The organism is Ruegeria sp. AE4 (assembly GCF_056542185.1).
In genome coordinates this window covers 122,330-139,736 of the sequence record NZ_JBQFZK010000007.1, presented here as the reverse complement: position 1 = coordinate 139,736, position 17,407 = coordinate 122,330, and the positions used below count along the sequence as shown (strand labels likewise).

The following is a 17,407-nucleotide window of genomic DNA, read 5'->3' as shown; positions in this document are numbered from 1 at the left end:
GTATTATGTCTATGTTAAGGGTGAGATGCAAAGAATTTGACCCAGAACCTTATAAGATTGCAGGATTGCGCGGTTACGCCTTGGGCCAATGGTGGCGGTGTAACAACCGAACTTGCCGCGAAGCGGGTCGGCGAGCACGTCGTCTGGCGTATCAGTGTGGCCCGGATCGATCGGGATGGGCCATTTTCCCGATTTCCAGGCATGGCGCGTGTACACACGATCTTCGAAGGCGCCGGGCTTGATTTGCTCGGCGATAGTGGCGTTTTACCAGTGCGACCATTCCTGCCGGTTTCGTTCGACGGAGCGCTCGCGCTGAATGCGCGTCTGTTGGGCGGGCCGTGTCGTGCGCTCAATGTGATCTACGATCCAAAGATCGTCGTTGTGGTAGTGAACGTTTTTGCAAATGATCAGGAATTCGAAGGGGCTGCGGGCGAGTTCGTCTTTGTCGTCTCGGGAATGGGCCACATGTCAGACAAAACGCAGCTGGTTGCCGGAGACGCAATGACGCTGAACGCCGCTGTTACGGTCAGCCCGGCTGCGGGCTCTAAGATCCTTCGCGTGATTTTCAATAAGACCCGGACCTAAAGCTCAGCAAGAAGCCCACCTATTGCCTGTTTGTAGTTGTTCGCGACTTTGTCGCGCAGGATGTGACGCCCGTTTTGAACCTGGTGTCGGCCTGCGGACCAAAGATCAGTAACGACATTATCTTTGGCGGCAAAGACTAAACCATCCAGCAACTGGTGGGGCTGTAGTGCACAAAGGGCAGGGGCCTGACTGTCGATGGCGACGAGATCAGCCAGCATTCCTTCGGTAATTTGCCCCGCATTGCGACCAAGCGCCTGCGCGCCGCCCATAGCTGCGCCGCGATAAAGGGTTTGTCCGGTCGAGCCTTCGCCGACCACCATCACGTTACGTGACAGGTCGCGCAGTCGTTGCGAGTATTCGAGTGTGCGGAGTTCTTCGGTCATGGAAATCAACACGTTGGAGTCCGATCCCACGCCAAAAGCGCCGCCTGCGCTCAGATAGACAGGGCCGTTGAAAGGCCCGTCGCCCAGGTTGGCTTCTGTCACCGGGCACAGACCGGCAACGGCATTGCTATGGGCCATGGCGCGAGTCTCTTCGTCAGTCATGTGGGTGGCATGGATCAGGCACCAGTTGGAATCAACCGGGGCATTATCCAGCAGCCATTCGACCGGACGCGCGCCAAGGCCAGCCTGAACTTCCTCAACTTCTCTGGGTTGTTCGGCAATGTGAATATGAATTGGACCGGAACTTTGTGATGCCACAACTTGCGCCAGATCGCGCGGACAGGTGGCGCGCAAGGAGTGTGGCGCGATGCCGACGCGACAGTCGTCGGGAAGACTACCGAGCGCATCCCGCGCCTGCGCGACAAGTTCGCAAAAACGGTCCACATCATTTCCAAAGCGTCTCTGCCCCGCCTCCAGCGGTTTTTCCCCAACTCCTGCATAGCTGTAGAGCACGGGCAGATGGGTCAGGCCAATTCCGGTCTCGGCGGCGGCGGCCATGATCCGGTCGCTGAGTTCGCAAATTCTGTCATAGGGTTGCCCGTTCGGTTGGTGGTGCAGATAATGGAATTCACCGACCGAGGCGTATCCGGCCTCCTGCATCTCGACATAAACTTGCGCGGCGATGGCCTGAATATGGTCAGGGTTCAGGTGGGCTGTGAAGCGATACATCAGTTCGCGCCAAGTCCAGAAACTGTCACGGCCAGCCAGCCGATATTCGGTCATTCCCGCCATGGCGCGCTGAAAGGCATGGCTGTGAAGGTTGGCCAAAGCGGGCAGTAGAGTGTCGACAAGGGTGTCGCCGATTTGCGCGACAGCATTGGGTGTCAGTCGGGCAATGCGACCATTCTTGATCTCGAGTCGCAGATTCTCTGCCCAACCGGCTGCCAGAAAGGCCCGTTTTGCGAAAATGACCGTCATCCCTACCTCCGGTTTTATGAATAGACATATGCCATAAAGACCTGTACCAGAAAAGAGAGAATTGCACCGAAGAGGGATTCGAATGCAAACCCACGATCATCTGTTCACAGATCTGCACGCCGCGACCATGGTTGGTGCGGATGCATACGGATTGATCGAAGACGCGGCGATTGTCGTGCGTGGGGACCGGATCGCGTGGGTCGGTCCGAAGACGCAGTTGCCGGAAGAATGCGCGACGTTCTCTCAAACCTCGCTGGACGGGCGGTTGGTGACGCCGGCTCTGATCGATTGCCATACCCATGTAGTGCATGGCGGCCACCGCGCGGCTGAGTTCGAGATGCGCCTTAACGGTGCCAGCTATGAAGAGGTGGCCCGCGCGGGCGGTGGTATTATTTCGACCGTGAAAGCCACGCGTGCGGCCAATAAAGAGGATTTGATTGCGCAGGCCCTGCCGCGCGTGGACGCGATGATCGCCGAAGGGGTCTCGGTGATCGAGGTCAAATCGGGCTATGGGCTTGATCGTGAAACTGAGCTGACCATGCTGCGCGCCGCGCGGGCCCTGCAGGAAAGCCGCCCGGTGCGCATTATAACTAGCTTTCTGGGCGCTCATGCTGTGCCCGCCGAGTATAAAGACCGGCCCGAGGCGTACATTGCAGAGATTTGCATTCCGACCCTCCGCGCGGCTCATGCCGAGGGTTTGGTTGATGCAGTGGACGCATTTTGCGAAGGGATTGCCTTCCTGCCCGACCAACTGGTGCCACTGTTTGACGTTGCCAAGGAACTAGGACTGCCGGTCAAATTGCATGCCGAACAACTGTCCAACCTGGGTGGTGCGAAACTTGCTGCAAGCTTTGGTGCGCTGTCTGCCGACCATATCGAGTATCTGGACGAAAGCGGTGTCAAAGCCATGGAAGTGGCAGGCACGGTGGCCGTGATACTGCCCGGGGCTTTCTACACCCTGCGCGAGACGCAACAACCGCCAATTGATTTGCTACGCAAGTACGACGTGCCAATGGCCCTTGCGACCGACTGCAATCCGGGCTCGGCTCCGATGACATCACTTTTGCTTGCGATGAACATGGGATGCACCTTGTTTCGAATGACCCCCGAGGAAGCGTTGAAAGGTGTCACTGTGAATGCCGCGCGTGCACTGGGCCTGAGAGACTGCGGCAGGATCGTTCAGGGCCTGCGGGCGGATCTGGCTGTCTGGAATGTCACTCACCCGGCCGAGCTTGCCTACCGCATCGGTTTTAATCCCCTTCACGCCCGCATATTCGGAGGCGCATTTTGACCACTCTGACGTTAACTCCCGGCGCTGTCTCTCTGGCGCAGCTGGAACAGGTATTCCGCCAGGAATGCGCCGTTCGGCTGGACCCGGATTGCAGGCCTGCGATAGCCGCGGCACACGCTCGCATCATTGAGGCGGCGACTGGCGAAGCCGCCGTTTACGGGGTCAATACGGGCTTTGGAAAACTGGCAAGCGTCAAGATCGCGGCCGAGGATACCGCGACGCTGCAACGCAACCTGATCCTGTCCCATTGCTGTGGCGTCGGACCAGCGATCCCGCGTGCTGTTGCGCGGCTCATGATGGCACTCAAACTGCTCAGCCTCGGACGTGGCGCGTCGGGTGTGCGGCTGGAACTGATTGACCTGCTGGAAGCGATGCTTGGCGCAGGGGTGACACCGGTAATCCCGGCACAGGGGTCTGTTGGTGCTTCGGGCGATCTGGCACCGCTGTCGCACATGGCAGCCGTCATGATGGGCGAGGGTGAGGCCGAGTTTGGCGGCACCCTCATGTCTGGCGGCGACGCGCTGGCAGCGGCAGGTTTGACCCCGGTCGAACTTGGCCCCAAGGAAGGTCTGGCGCTGATCAACGGCACTCAGTTTTCTACGGCGTTTGCGCTGGCGGGGCTTTTCGGCGCTTGGCGGGCGGCGCAAAGCGCTTTGGTCACTTCAGCCCTGACAACTGATGCGATTATGGGGTCTACCGCGCCTTTGCAGCCCGAAATTCACGCCTTGCGTGGTCACCGGGGCCAGATCGAAGCGGGCGCAACCATGCGCGCGCTACTGGCTGGGTCGGTCATTCGCGAAAGCCATCGGGACGGTGATACGCGAGTTCAGGACCCGTACTGCATCCGCTGCCAGCCGCAGGTTGTTGGTGCCGCGATGGATGTGCTGCGTCAGGCTTCGGTGACACTGGAAACCGAAGCCAACGCCGCCACCGATAACCCTCTGGTTCTGGCCGAGGCCGGGTTGATCGTATCAGGCGGAAACTTTCATGCAGAACCGGTCGGGTTTGCCGCCGACATGATTGCTCTGGCAGTGGCCGAGATCGGGGCGATTGCGCAGCGACGCATCGCGCTGATCGTCGATCCGGTGCTCAGCTTTGATTTGCCTCCGTTTTTGACACCCAACCCCGGTTTGAACTCTGGCCTGATGATTGCCGAAGTCACGACAGCCGCACTGATGAGCGAAAACAAGCATCTGGCCAATCCTTGCGTCACGGATTCAACACCGACTTCGGCCAATCAGGAAGATCACGTGTCAATGGCCGCCCATGGCGCACGGCGGCTGGGGCAAATGGTGACCAATCTGGAACGTATCCTGGGGGTCGAGTTGCTGTGCGCAACGCAAGGGGTTGAATATCGCGCGCCGCTGCCAACCAGTGAAAGCCTTCAAGGTGTCATGGCGCGTCTGCGTTCTGTTGTACCGGCGTTGGAAGATGACAGGTACATGGCAAATGACATCGAAGCAGCCTCGGCCCTTATTGCAAGCGGTGAGATTTCCGATGGCGCTGGTGTCGCCATGCCGGAGCTTGGCGCATGACTGATCCAGTCGAAGTAGTTCAGGGCGATAGTCCAATTGTTTTGGGGCTGCCTCACACGGGCACCTATGTGCCTGCGGCGATTGATGCCAAACTGAATGCACAGGGTCGGGCGCTGGCAGATACGGATTGGCACATCCACATGCTTTACGACGGGCTTTTGCCCGGTGCTACCACGGTCCGGGCCACCTTTCATCGCTATGTGATCGACGCCAACCGTGACCCGAGCGGTACTTCCCTTTACCCTGGACAGAACACGACGACCCTAGTGCCGCTGACGGATTTCGACGGGCAGGACATCTGGGACATCCCTCCAACTGAAAAAGATATCATTGAACGGCGTGACGCATTTCATGCGCCATATCACGCCGCTTTGCTGGCCGAACTGGAGAGGGTGAAGGCGATCCATGGCATCGCTGTGCTGTATGATTGCCACTCAATCCGCAGCCGCATTCCTTTTCTGTTCGACGGCGTATTGCCCAACATGAACATTGGCACAAATAACGGGATGACCTGTGCATTGGAAATCGAAACAATTGCACATGAGTTCGCCTCTTCATCCCCTTACAGCACCGTTTTGAACGGGCGCTTCAAAGGCGGGTGGACGACACGCCACTACGGACATCCGGATAACTGTATTCACGCGATCCAGATGGAGCTGGCGCAGTCGACCTACCTGACCTCAGAAATGCCGCCCTGGACTTTTGACACCGCCAAAGCCAACCGTCTCCGCCGTTGGTTGAAAGACATTCTAGACGTCCTCAATGACACAGCATTGGAGCTTGCCCGATGACCGATCCTCGCAAAAACACCCGTGACATCTTTCCGCCCACCGGACCAGAACTGAACGCCAAAAGCTGGATGACCGAGGCGCCATTGCGGATGATGATGAACAACCTGCATCCGGACGTGGCCGAAAACCCGCATGAGCTGGTGGTCTATGGCGGGATTGGCCGCGCGGCGCGGACGTGGAAGGATTTTGACACCATCGTTGCCAGCCTGAAGGATCTGGAAGAGGATGAAACGCTGATCGTCCAGTCCGGCAAGCCGGTTGCCATTGTTCGCACCCATAGCGATGCACCCCGCGTATTGATCGCTAACTCGAACCTTGTGCCGCACTGGGCCAATTGGGACCACTTCAACGAGCTCGATAAGAAAGGTCTGATGATGTACGGCCAGATGACCGCTGGCTCGTGGATCTATATCGGTACACAGGGCATCGTGCAGGGCACTTATGAAACCTTTGCCGAGGCCGGGCGTCAGCACTATGGCGGTGACCTGACAGGTAAGTGGATCCTGACCGGGGGACTGGGTGGAATGGGCGGCGCGCAGCCTCTGGCCGCTGTCTTTGCAGGGGCTTGTTGTCTGGCCGTGGAATGCAACCCGGACAGCATCGACTTTCGCTTGCGTACAAAATACCTGGACGAAAAAGCCGAGACGCTGGACGAAGCGCTGGCAATGATTGATCGCTGGACCAAGGCAGGCGAAGCGAAATCCGTTGGTCTGTTGGGAAATGCCGCTGAAATCTTCCCGGAAATTTACGCTCGGATGCAAGCTGGCGGGATGCGCCCCGATATTGTCACGGATCAGACCAGTGCCCACGATCCGGTAAATGGCTACCTGCCGCTTGGTTGGACCATGGCGCAATGGAAAGACAAGCGCGAAAGTGACCCGAAGGCGGTCGAAAAGGCTGCACGTGCTTCGATGAAGCAACACGTCGCTGCAATGGTGGACTTTTGGAGCGCGGGCGTGCCGACGTTGGATTACGGCAACAACATCCGACAGGTGGCTCAGGATGAGGGGTTGGAGAACGCTTTTGTTTTCCCAGGCTTCGTGCCCGCCTACATTCGCCCGCTCTTTTGTCGGGGTATCGGTCCCTTCCGCTGGTGCGCGTTGTCCGGCGACCCTGAAGATATCTACAAGACCGACGCCAAGATGAAGGAACTGTTCCCCGACAATACCCATCTGCACAACTGGTTGGACATGGCGCAGGAGCGTATTGCGTTTCAGGGCCTGCCGGCGCGGATCTGTTGGATCGGGCTAGGAGATCGCCACAAGGCCGGGCTGGCGTTCAACGAGATGGTTAGAAACGGCGAATTGAAAGCTCCGGTCGTCATCGGCCGAGACCATCTTGACAGTGGTTCTGTTGCCTCACCCAACCGCGAAACCGAGGCGATGAAGGACGGTTCGGACGCTGTTTCGGACTGGCCGCTGCTGAATGCGCTTGTCAATACGGCCTCGGGTGCGACCTGGGTTTCGCTGCATCACGGCGGTGGCGTTGGCATGGGGTTCAGTCAGCATGCAGGCGTCGTCATCTGCGCAGACGGAACCGATGCCGCCGCCAAGCGATTGGAGAGGGTGCTCTGGAATGATCCCGCGTCAGGCGTTTGGCGTCATGCGGACGCCGGGTACGAGGACGCGAAAGCCTGCGCTCGCGAACATGGGCTGCGATTGCCGGGCATTTTGGGCTGATTACCACGCCAACCTTTGTTTTGTCGGTTTGCCTTAGCGCTAACGTCACATTTTCCAGTTTCGAACCGGTGCTGTTTCGGCTAGGGCTAAGCCGTTCAACAACCCCGTGGGGTTGAAGGCAACTGACAAAGGTGGCTACCCGTTGCTCGATATTGCACATGTCCGCTCGGTGATTTCGGACGTTTATGACCTTGCCCCATCGGCCGCACTGGCCAATGAGATGAAAGACACGTTTGCCCGCATGGATCGCGTGGTCAGCCCACCAGATTGGGCAATCTACGCGCCTTACGTGCGAGCCATCAATACGCTCAAGAAAGAGCGTAATGCCGTGATCCTTGGGCACAATTACATGACGCCCGAGATTTTTCACGGTGTGTCCGATTTCGTTGGGGACAGTTTGCAGCTTGCGATCAAGGCCAGTGAAGTCGAAGAAGATGTGATCGTTCAGGCCGGTGTTCATTTCATGGCCGAGACATCGAAAATCCTCAGCCCTCAGAAGACTGTGCTGATGCCCGACATGGAAGCCGGTTGTTCATTGGCAGAATCGATCACCGCTGAGGGAATCGATGAAATGCGCGCCAAATACCCCGGCGCGCCGGTTGTGTCCTATGTAAACACCACTGCCGAGGTCAAAGCAGCTTCGGATATCTGCTGCACCTCTTCGAACGCGCTTCAGATCGTCAACGCCATGGAAAGTGATACGGTCATCATGACGCCGGATCAGTACCTGGCGCAAAATGTTGCCAATCAAAGCCACAAGAACGTGGTGTATTGGCCCGGCTCTTGCATTGTGCACGAACAATATACGGCACAGGACCTGCGCGACTTCCGCGAATGGAACCCGGGAACACGGCTGATCGCGCATCCTGAATGCCCGCCGGATGTGGTGGCCGAGGCAGACTATTCCGGCTCGACCAGCGGCATCATCAAATACGTGCATGATGAAAAGCCGAATAAGGCGATGCTGATCACCGAGTGTTCAATGGCATCCAACATTGCCGATGAATTGCCCGAGGTCGAATTTGTCGGGCCATGCAACATGTGCCCGTATATGAAGAAGATCACGCTTGAAAAGATCCTCTACGCCCTGCACACGATGGAAGGGCAGGTCGAGGTCGCCGAAGATGTGGCTGAAAAGGCGCGCAAATCCGTTCAGGCGATGATCGATCTGTCCCGCAAGCTCGGCATTTGATCTGAAATGACCAAAGTCACCACGGATCGCGTCATTATAGTGGGGGCAGGCATTGGTGCGCTTTATGCAGCACTTAAGCTCGCGCCGCGGCCAGTGGTTGTGATTTCGCCGGATGTTTTGGGTGAAGGTGCAAGTTCCTCATGGGCGCAAGGCGGTGTGGCCGCGGCAATGGATTTGTCTGACAGCCCGGAAAGCCACAGCCTGGACACCGTCAAGGCTGGCGCGGGAATAGTCGTTCCGGCCGTTGCTGATCTGGTCACGCGCGAGGCTCGGCAATATATCCTTGACCTGACGACATTGGGCACACCATTCGATCGCTCCAAGGATGGCAGTTATGTGTTGTCACGCGAAGCGGCGCATAGCTTCGCCCGTGTCGTACGGGTGAAGGGGGATCAGGCAGGTAGTGAAATCATGGCTGCCCTGATCGAACGGGTGCATGAAACACCCTCGGTTCAGGTGTTGGAAGGTGTCCTTGCCACGGCGCTGGACGTATCAAACGGTCGGGTGACAGGTGTCACGGTTCAGGACGCATCAGAAACAGGGTCCGAGCCTGTTACGATCTGCGGGCCTGCCGTATTGCTTGCCGGGGGTGGCTCTGGCGGGCTGTATGCCTTGACGACCAATCCGGCACGCATTCGCGGGCAGGTCATCGGGATGGCCGCACGTGCTGGTGCGCTTATTGCTGACGCCGAATTCGTTCAGTTTCATCCGACGGCAATGGATGTTGGTGAAGATCCGGCTCCGCTGGCAACCGAGGCGTTGCGCGGCGAAGGGGCAACGCTGATCAACAATAAGGGTGACCGGTTCATGTTATCCGTTCACCCGGACGCAGAACTTGCCCCGCGAGACATTGTTGCGCGTGCGATTTTTGCCGAAGTGCAGGCAGGCAACCGACCCATGCTGGACACCCGCACCGCATTGGGCTCGAAGATAACGGACTTGTTCCCGGCAGTTGCTGAATACTGCGCGCGCAACGGTATCGACCCGGTCAACGAACCGATCCCGGTCGCACCGGCAGCGCATTATCACATGGGTGGTATTGCCACCGACACTGACGGTCGCGCGACACTTGACGGGCTTTGGGTCTGCGGCGAGGCATCTTCGACCGGCCTTCACGGCGCCAACCGGCTGGCCTCGAACGGGCTGCTTGAGGCGCTTGTCTTTGCGCGCATCTGCGCCGAAAGCATCGGGGCTTCCGTTCCGGTGGTGTCAAATGCCGACCCCGTTACATTGCAGTTTGTCCATGTGGTGACTCCAGACACGACAAGGGCTATCCAGGAGTTGCGCGAAACCATGACGCGCGACGTTGGTGTTGTCCGGGACCGGACGGGCCTAATCCGTGCTCTGCAAACTATTGCGCAGTTGGAGGCGCAGCACGATGCCTGCCCGTCATTTTGCAACATGTGTGCCACCGCGACCCTGATCGCTGCTGCTGCTTTGCACCGTGAAGAAAGCCGCGGTGCACACAAGCGATCCGATTTTCCAAAAGCCAATGATGGGCCCGGAGAGCGGTCCCGGATGTATTTGTCCGAAGCAATGAGCATTCGGGCCAAAGCCTGCGAGGAACTGTCATGACAAATGCGATTCTGCCAGATCTGATCCTGGAACCCATGGTTCGCGCTGCGCTGATGGAGGATCTGGGAAGCTACGGTGATGTGACAACCCGCGCCGTGATCCCACAGGAAACAACCTATACTGCCAGACTGAACGCGCGCGAAAACGCCGTCGTGTCGGGGATGCAGGTCGCCGCAATCGCGTTCCGGCTTGTGGACCCGTCGCTTGAGGTTGACGTGCGGATCAAGGATGGTTCGCGTTGCGTACGCGGTGATACACTGATGACCATCAAGGGCTCTGCCGCATCGATCCTGTCCGGCGAACGCGTCGCTCTGAACTTTGCCGGACGCCTGACGGGTATTGCCACAATGACAGCCGCATTTGTGGAGCAGACCAACGGCACTACGGCCCGCATGACCTGCACGCGCAAAACCACGCCAGGCCTGCGCATCGTGGAAAAACAGGCCGTGCTGCACGGTGGCGGTTTCAACCACCGCTATTCCTTATCAGATGCGATCCTGATCAAGGACAACCACATTGCTGCGGCAGGTGGCATTCGGCAGGTCCTTGAAGCCGCCAAGGCACAGGCCAGTCACATGATGGCGGTCGAGATTGAAGTTGATCGACTGGACCAGCTTGCCGAAGTGCTGGACGTTGGCGGTGCTTCAGTGGTTCTGCTGGACAACATGGACAATGACATGCTGCGCGAAGCGGTTGCCATGGTGGGCGGGCGGTTGAAGACCGAAGCCAGCGGCAATGTAACGTTGGAACGGGTCGCATCAATTGCGGCGACAGGGGTGGATTACATCTCGTCCGGTGCCTTGACGCATTCCGCCCGCACCGTCGATCTGGGGCTCGATTTCTGAAGGCGCGGCATTTCCGCTTGATTTATGATCGTTTGCGCCAACACAGTTGCGTATTCAAGTTTTATCGATAATAAATCCACAGCAACGCAAGCTGCAGAAAGTTTTATAGATAAAATGATCATCCCACACTCCGGCTGGACCCGTAAAACTGCGCAAGCTATTCACGATCTTCCGTTGATGGATCTTTTGTTTCGTGCGCAGACCGTGCATCGCGAAAACTTTGATCCGAACCAGATCCAGACCTCGAAGCTATTGTCGATCAAGACTGGTGGCTGCGCCGAGGATTGCGCCTATTGCTCGCAATCAGCCCGCAATGGATCAACCTTGCCCGCGTCGAAGCTGATCGAGGTTCAGCGCGTTCTTACCGAGGCCAAGAAAGCTCGCGATGGCGGCGCGACCCGGTTTTGCATGGGGGCGGCGTGGCGCGAGCCAAAGGCGCGTGACATGGATGCGCTGGTCGCGATGGTCGAGGGCGTCAAGGAACTGGGTATGGAAACCTGCATGACGCTGGGTATGCTCGACGACACCCAGGTGGTGCAGCTGCGCGATGCCGGTTTGGACTATTACAATCACAACATCGACACCTCGGAACGTTATTACTCCGAAGTCATCACCACCCGTACTTTTGCGGATCGGATCGATACGATGAACCGGGTGCAGGAAGCCGGGATCAAGGTTTGCTCGGGCGGCATTCTGGGGATGGGTGAACATACTGGCGACCGTATCGACATGTTGCTGACATTGGCCAACATGACGCCTCCACCTGACTCGGTGCCGATCAATATGTTGATGCCGCAGGCCGATACCCCGCTTGCCGACGCCGAGCCGATCGATCCGATCGACTTTGTGCGGATCATTGCAACGGCCCGCATTCTGATGCCCAAGTCCTATGTGCGGCTTTCGGCCGGACGCAGCGACATGAGTGACGAGATGCAGGCGATGTGCTTTTTCGCCGGTGCCAACTCGATCTTTGTTGGCGAAACGCTACTGACAGCAGAAAACCCCGAAGAAGACACCGACGCGGTCCTGTTTGCCAAACTTGGCCTGCAAGCTGAAAAAGCCGAAACGCGAAACTGCACGGAAGCTGCCGAATGAAAGCAGTCAACCGACTGGAATCGATGCTTGATGCGCTTCAAGCCCGGCACCGCCGCCGGGCCTTGATCCCGACGCAAGGGCTGGATTTCGCGTCGAATGACTATCTGGGTCTTGCCGGATCTCAAGTGTTACAACGTGCGGCACATGATGCGCTGTCGCGGGGTGTGCCTGTAGGTTCGGGAGGTTCACGTCTGTTGCGGGGCAACCACCCTGAACATGAAGCGCTGGAGCGGGAAGCGGCCGCATTCTTTGAGGCTGAGGCCGCGCTGTTCATGGGAGGCGGGTTCCAGGCCAATCAGGCAATCTTCTCCACGTTGCCAGCGGCTGAGGATTTGGTCCTTTATGACGCCCTGGTTCACGCGAGCGCCCATGAAGGTATGCGGTCCAGCCGGGCAGACCTGCGTGCCTTCCGTCACAATGATGTTGCGGATGCACGCAACGTATTGCGCGACTGGCAATCTGCAGGCGGTTCGGGTCAGGTCTGGATTGCCGTCGAAAGCGTGTATTCGATGGAAGGTGATCTGGCGCCGCTGGAAGACTTGTCCGTACTTGCGCGCGAAACTGACGCGGTTTTGGTTGTTGATGAGGCCCACGCCACCTGTGTTTTTGGACAACGAGGCAGGGGGCTTGCGCATGACCTGAACGCTGATCTGCTGACATTGCATACCTGTGGTAAAGGGCTTGGTGTCTCAGGTGGGCTGATCTGCGGTCCGCGCGTAATGATAGATACCCTAATCAACCGCGCTCGTCCCTTCATCTTTGCGACCGCTCCGTCGCCTTTGAACGCTTCTCTGGTTCGTGCTGCGCTACGGGAACTGGCCGAGGATGTCAGCCTGGTTGAAGGCGCGCACAAACGTATGCGTCATGCCCATGACGCCGCACGGGAACTGGGGTTGCCCGCAGCCGCGTTGAACAGCCAGATCATCCCGGTTGTACTGGGAGATGACGAGCGCACAATGGCGATGGCGGCTACTTTGCAGCAGCAGGGTTTTGACGTTCGGGGCATCCGCCCGCCCACTGTCCCAAAAGGCACATCCCGGTTGCGCATCTCGATTACCGGAAATGTCACCCTTCAGGATATCTCGGCCTTGTTCACAACTATCTCAATCTGTCAGTCGGAGGCCGCATGAGCGCGCTGATCGTTACCGGAACCGACACAGGTGTTGGAAAAACCGTGTTTTCAGCAGGTCTGGCGGCAGCGTTGCAGGCCCAGTACTGGAAACCTGTTCAGTCTGGTCTTGAGGATGTTACAGACACTGAAACCGTCAGCGCGCTGAGCGGTGCCGAGGTCCTGCCCGAAGCGTACCGGCTGAACATGCCCGCCTCACCGCATCTGTCTGCCGAAGACATGGGCGTTGAGATTGACCTCTCGCGTCTTGAAATTCCGAAAGTGGACGGGCCTCTGGTTGTCGAAGGGGCAGGGGGCCTTATGGTGCCACTGAACCGCCAGTCCTTCTTTCTGGACGTGATTGCCGGATGGCAGGCTCCGGTTGTTCTTGTAGCGCGCACCGCCTTGGGAACGATCAACCACACCACATTGTCCCTAATGGCGCTTCGGGCTGCTGGCTGCGAGGTTGTCGGCGTCGCATTCGTGGGTGACCCCGTGCCGGACGTAGAGCAAACCATCGTCGAGATGTGTAAAGTGCATCATCTGGGACGCCTGCCATTTCTGAGCGACCTGACACCGCAGCGCCTGAACAGCGCATTTTCGGCAATCGATGTGGCGACCATTCGGAGGTTCCTGTGACCCCGTTGGAATTTGATGCGCGCCATCTGTGGCACCCTTATACACATGTGCTTGAACCCGGCCCGATGCACCTGATTACCGGGGCAGAAGGTGTCTGGCTGACGCGTGCTGATGGCATCAGAATGATCGACGCAATGTCGTCCTGGTGGTGTACGGTGCATGGGCACAGGCACCCGGCCATCATCGATGCGATGCAAAAGCAGCTGAATACACTGCCGCATGTGATGTTTGGCGGTCTGACCCACGAACCCGCCGTGGAACTCGGGCGCAGGTTGGTCGACCTTCTGCCAGATGGCCTGGATCGCATTTTCTACAGCGACAGCGGCTCGGTCGCGATTGAAGTCGCGTTGAAGATGGCAGTCCAGTACCAGATTGCCAAAGGCCGGGGCGAACGGTCTGAATTTGCCACGATCCGGGGTGGCTATCATGGCGACACATGGAAAGCGATGAGCGTTTGTGATCCCGTCAACGGGATGCATGGTCTGTTTCGCGGTGCGTTGTCGATCCAGCACTTTCTGCCACGCCCCCACATCCAGTTCGGTGATGAGTGGTTCGACGACCCTTCCGAGAACGGGTTGGAGGCGCTAGAGGCGTTGCTGAACGACAAAGGCAACAGGATTGCCGCACTGATCCTTGAACCGGTGGTGCAGGGCGCAGGTGGGATGTATTTCTATCACCCCGCATGGTTGCGCGGGGCGCGTGCTTTGTGTGATGCGCATGACGTTTTGCTGATCTTTGATGAAATCGCGACTGGATTCGGACGCAGCGGCGAAATGTTTGCAATGGATCACGCGGGGGTGGTTCCGGATATCCTGTGTCTTGGTAAGGCGCTGACCGGTGGGCATATCACCTTGGCCGCCACTATCGCGACCGAGGCTGTCGCGCGCGGGATCGGGGAAAGTGAGGCCGGAGTTTTGATGCACGGTCCCACCTACATGGCCAACCCTTTGGCTTGTTCGGCAGGGGTGGCGAGCCTTGACCAGTTGCAACAGCGAAACTGGAAGCAGGAAGTTGCATCACTCTCGCAGCAGATGAAGGCCGAACTCGCCCCCGCGCGCAATCTGCCCGGTGTTGCAGATGTGCGCGTGCTTGGCGCAATCGGCGTTATCGAGATGGAAGAGCGAGTCGACCCCTCCATCGCACATGGATTGGCCGCGGAAACCGGTGTTTGGCTGCGCCCGTTCGCTCGCAATATTTATTGCATGCCCCCCTATGTCATTTCACCTGACGAACTGAGCAGGGTAACGTCTGCGATGCTTGCTCTGGTTGGGGGACACAAATGAAAAGCCGTTGGCTGGCGCGATCAGGTGACAGTACTCTGACCCTTGTGTTCGGTGGATGGGCATTGGGCGATGCTCCGTTCCGGGGTCTTGCGGGGGGCGGGAATATCCTGTTGGTGGAAGGTTACACCAGCCTCGATGATCCCCTGCCTGATCTCGCCCGTTTCGATCACATAGATATGCTGGCCTTTTCCTTTGGTGTCGCGTCGGCTGCGCATTGGCTGGCGTGCTCGGGCTTTCGTCCCGACCGTTTGATCGCCATCAGCGGCACTTTGCACCCGGCGTGCCCGGAACGTGGCATTGCGCCCGACATGATCAAGGAAACGGCGGCTCAGCTTTCAGAGCGCAGCTTTGCCAAGTTCTGCCGCCGTGCGGGGTTGCTAGGCGAGCCCCCGGAACTGGACATCGCAGCAGCACAACAGGAGCTATTTGCCGTGATCCAACGTGGGTCTGCCCCTGATCCGGGTTTTGACAGGGTGTGGATACCCACAAACGACCGGATCATTCCGACAGCGGCCCAAGATGCCGCATGGGCCTCAACCTCGGCCCGAGTCGAACATGTTGCGGGGCCGCACGTACCATTCCTACGGGGGCAAAGTTGGGCGAGTTGGGTATCATGACAGCGCAACTGGCAGACAGGGTGCAGCGGAGCTTTAGCAGAAGTTTTCAAACCTACCACGACACGGCAAGTCAACAAGCCTGGGTTGCAGGCAAGCTGGTGTCCGAACTGCGTCGTGCCGGAGTCCCGGACCGCTTTGAAACTGTCTTCGAGCTGGGATGTGGCACAGGGCATCTGACCCGTCTGATGCGACAAAAATTTCACCTGCCAAACCTCATATTGAACGACATCGCGCCGCAGGCTCAGGCAACGGCGGATGCGGAACAGGCCACGTTCATTGCCGGTGATGCGCGTGAAGTTCACTGGCCTTCCCGGATTGATCTGATCGCCTCGGCTTCGATGATCCAATGGATGGCAAGCCCGTTGCAATTGCTTCACAAAGCGATGGACGCGCTGGAGCCCGGCGGGTGGTTGGCGGTTTCGGGTTTTGGCCCTCAGCAATATCAAGAGCTTAGTCAGATTGGATCAACTGCGCGTGCACCGGGACTTACTACGCCGACTGCTCTTGCCGCTGCTGTCGACGGCCCGATGCAGGTATTGGCCGTTGGTGAAAGCCTGAGGCAAACCTATTTCGATACGCCCCGCGAGGTACTTAGGTATTTGCGAAGAACAGGTGTAAACGGCAGGGCGCAAGGGACATGGACCAAGTCCACGCTGGCTCGGTTCGAAAACGAATACGCTAAGGAGTTCGGCACGGATCGCGGGGTCTCACTGACATATCATCCCGTGTGGATCATTGCCCGGAAGCGATAGGTGCTTATTCTGCCGTGGCCAAACGTAATTTGTGAGCCTGCCAGACGGTCGCAATCTCCGCAGCCACGGCCCTCGGCCTTGAAGCGATTGTCACCAGTTCGTTTTTTCGGGTTTTTGCAGGCAATCAAATCTCATGTGCCCAGGGCGGTTCTGCCCCGGCGCGTGATACTGTTACGGCGGCAACAGTTGCGCCCAACGCCATGGCCGCCCGCAAGCTTTCGGAGGTCAGATTGCGCAGCCCTTGCTTTGTCAAATGCCCTGCGCGGCTGAGTTCAGTCAGAACACCAGCGTTAAACGTGTCGCCCGCGCCGATTGTGTCGACAACCTGAACAGGTTTCACAGGAACCGAAACCTTGGATCCGTCGGCCAGGTACCCATTCGCCCCGTCGCCACCCCTGGTCACGATGAGGGCTGACGGACCGGTCTGCAACAAAAGAGACGCTTTAGCCGCCTCGGGTTCGGCTCCCGGGATGATCCAGTCAAGATCTTCGTCTGAAACCTTCACAATATCGGACTGCGCAATCATGCGGTTCAGACGGGTTCGATACCGGGTCTGATCCTTGATGAAGCCCGGTCGGATATTCGGATCCAACATCACTGCGCGATCCGCTCCGTGGCGATTCAGAAGGGAGGCATAAGCATCCGCGCAGGGTTCACATGCCAGGCTGATACCCCCAAGATACAAGGCGGACACGGCTGTAAGCTGGTCCGGCATGTCCTCGGGTTGCAGCATTCGTCCGGCGGTGTTTTCATCAACAAAGCTGTAAGTGGCGTGACCATCTTTAAGCTGTACAAAGGCAAGGGTCGTGGGGCGGTTAGAGACAATCACATGTGACGTGTCAACATGGCTTGAATTCAGCGCCTTTGTAATTTGTTGGCCAAACATGTCAGACGACACACCGGTCAGCATTCCGACGGAAACACCTAGACGACCGACTGCGACCGCCGTGTTCAATATCGCCCCACCTGTGTGCGGTACAAATCCTTGTGCGCCCGACACTGTCGGCTCGGAAATCATGTCGATCAGGGCTTCACCACAGCACAGGATCATTTCGTAGT

16 protein-coding genes are annotated in these 17,407 nt (G+C 58.1%); 14 read left to right on the top strand and 2 right to left on the bottom strand.

All coding sequences use genetic code 11. The features are described from left to right. Positions 1-36: 36 nt before the first annotated feature. Entirely contained in the window at positions 37-585 is a 549-nt protein-coding gene (locus ACR0EK_RS11440; protein ID WP_480899893.1) for a HutD/Ves family protein, read from the top strand. Here the strand turns inward: ACR0EK_RS11440 and ACR0EK_RS11435 are convergent. Next, positions 582-1,946, bottom strand: a complete 1,365-nt coding sequence (locus tag ACR0EK_RS11435; RefSeq protein WP_480899895.1) for a formimidoylglutamate deiminase — start codon at positions 1,944-1,946, stop codon at positions 582-584. The two genes, ACR0EK_RS11440 and ACR0EK_RS11435, sit on opposite strands and share 4 nt — an antisense overlap. Before the next feature lie 82 nt (positions 1,947-2,028). Here ACR0EK_RS11435 and hutI point away from each other — a divergent pair, with 82 nt between their 5' ends. The 13 genes from hutI to ACR0EK_RS11370 all read left to right on the top strand — a co-directional run bounded on the left by hutI (position 2,029) and on the right by ACR0EK_RS11370 (position 16,348). Beyond that, the gene (hutI, locus tag ACR0EK_RS11430) at positions 2,029-3,237 is read left to right on the top strand and encodes an imidazolonepropionase (protein WP_480899896.1); all 1,209 of its coding nucleotides are present in this window, start codon (positions 2,029-2,031) and stop codon (positions 3,235-3,237) included. Next, positions 3,234-4,772, top strand: coding sequence for a histidine ammonia-lyase (hutH, locus tag ACR0EK_RS11425; RefSeq protein WP_480483635.1), 1,539 nt, complete (start codon positions 3,234-3,236; stop codon positions 4,770-4,772). Before hutI ends, hutH begins: the two co-directional genes overlap by 4 nt. After that, positions 4,769-5,563 carry an N-formylglutamate deformylase gene (gene hutG, locus ACR0EK_RS11420; RefSeq protein ID WP_480899898.1) on the top strand — a complete coding sequence of 265 codons (795 nt, stop codon included), beginning with the start codon at positions 4,769-4,771 and terminating at the stop codon, positions 5,561-5,563. The genes hutH and hutG overlap by 4 nt, the downstream gene beginning before the upstream one ends. Next, positions 5,560-7,242: a urocanate hydratase gene (gene hutU / locus ACR0EK_RS11415; RefSeq protein WP_480899900.1), complete on the top strand. Its 1,683-nt coding sequence runs from the start codon at positions 5,560-5,562 to the stop codon at positions 7,240-7,242. The genes hutG and hutU overlap by 4 nt, the downstream gene beginning before the upstream one ends. A 142-nt stretch (positions 7,243-7,384) precedes the next feature. Further along, on the top strand, positions 7,385-8,434 hold the full coding sequence (gene nadA / locus ACR0EK_RS11410) for a quinolinate synthase NadA (RefSeq protein ID WP_480967815.1): 1,050 nt from the start codon (positions 7,385-7,387) through the stop codon (positions 8,432-8,434). A 6-nt stretch (positions 8,435-8,440) separates the two neighbouring features. After that, entirely contained in the window at positions 8,441-10,009 is a 1,569-nt protein-coding gene (locus ACR0EK_RS11405; protein WP_480967814.1) for an L-aspartate oxidase, read from the top strand. Then, complete coding sequence (gene nadC, locus ACR0EK_RS11400) at positions 10,006-10,854, top strand: carboxylating nicotinate-nucleotide diphosphorylase (RefSeq protein ID WP_480870433.1); 849 nt, start codon at positions 10,006-10,008, stop codon at positions 10,852-10,854. Before ACR0EK_RS11405 ends, nadC begins: the two co-directional genes overlap by 4 nt. A gap of 114 nt (positions 10,855-10,968) precedes the next feature. Continuing rightward, positions 10,969-11,949, top strand: coding sequence for a biotin synthase BioB (bioB, locus tag ACR0EK_RS11395; protein ID WP_209507670.1), 981 nt, complete (start codon positions 10,969-10,971; stop codon positions 11,947-11,949). Next, entirely contained in the window at positions 11,946-13,079 is a 1,134-nt protein-coding gene (locus tag ACR0EK_RS11390) for an 8-amino-7-oxononanoate synthase (protein ID WP_480967813.1), read from the top strand. The genes bioB and ACR0EK_RS11390 overlap by 4 nt, the downstream gene beginning before the upstream one ends. Further along, positions 13,076-13,696 carry a dethiobiotin synthase gene (gene bioD, locus ACR0EK_RS11385; RefSeq protein WP_480899908.1) on the top strand — a complete coding sequence of 207 codons (621 nt, stop codon included), beginning with the start codon at positions 13,076-13,078 and terminating at the stop codon, positions 13,694-13,696. The genes ACR0EK_RS11390 and bioD overlap by 4 nt, the downstream gene beginning before the upstream one ends. Then, entirely contained in the window at positions 13,693-14,979 is a 1,287-nt protein-coding gene (gene bioA, locus ACR0EK_RS11380; RefSeq protein WP_480899909.1) for an adenosylmethionine--8-amino-7-oxononanoate transaminase, read from the top strand. Before bioD ends, bioA begins: the two co-directional genes overlap by 4 nt. Beyond that, the gene (locus ACR0EK_RS11375) at positions 14,976-15,596 is read left to right on the top strand and encodes a pimeloyl-ACP methyl esterase BioG family protein (protein WP_480773634.1); all 621 of its coding nucleotides are present in this window, start codon (positions 14,976-14,978) and stop codon (positions 15,594-15,596) included. Before bioA ends, ACR0EK_RS11375 begins: the two co-directional genes overlap by 4 nt. Further along, positions 15,593-16,348: a methyltransferase domain-containing protein gene (locus ACR0EK_RS11370; RefSeq protein ID WP_480773635.1), complete on the top strand. Its 756-nt coding sequence runs from the start codon at positions 15,593-15,595 to the stop codon at positions 16,346-16,348. The genes ACR0EK_RS11375 and ACR0EK_RS11370 overlap by 4 nt, the downstream gene beginning before the upstream one ends. Positions 16,349-16,472: 124 nt before the next feature. Here the strand turns inward: ACR0EK_RS11370 and ACR0EK_RS11365 are convergent, their stop codons facing one another. Further along, positions 16,473-17,399, bottom strand: coding sequence for a carbohydrate kinase family protein (locus tag ACR0EK_RS11365; RefSeq protein WP_480560230.1), 927 nt, complete (start codon positions 17,397-17,399; stop codon positions 16,473-16,475). Positions 17,400-17,407: the final 8 nt, after the last annotated feature.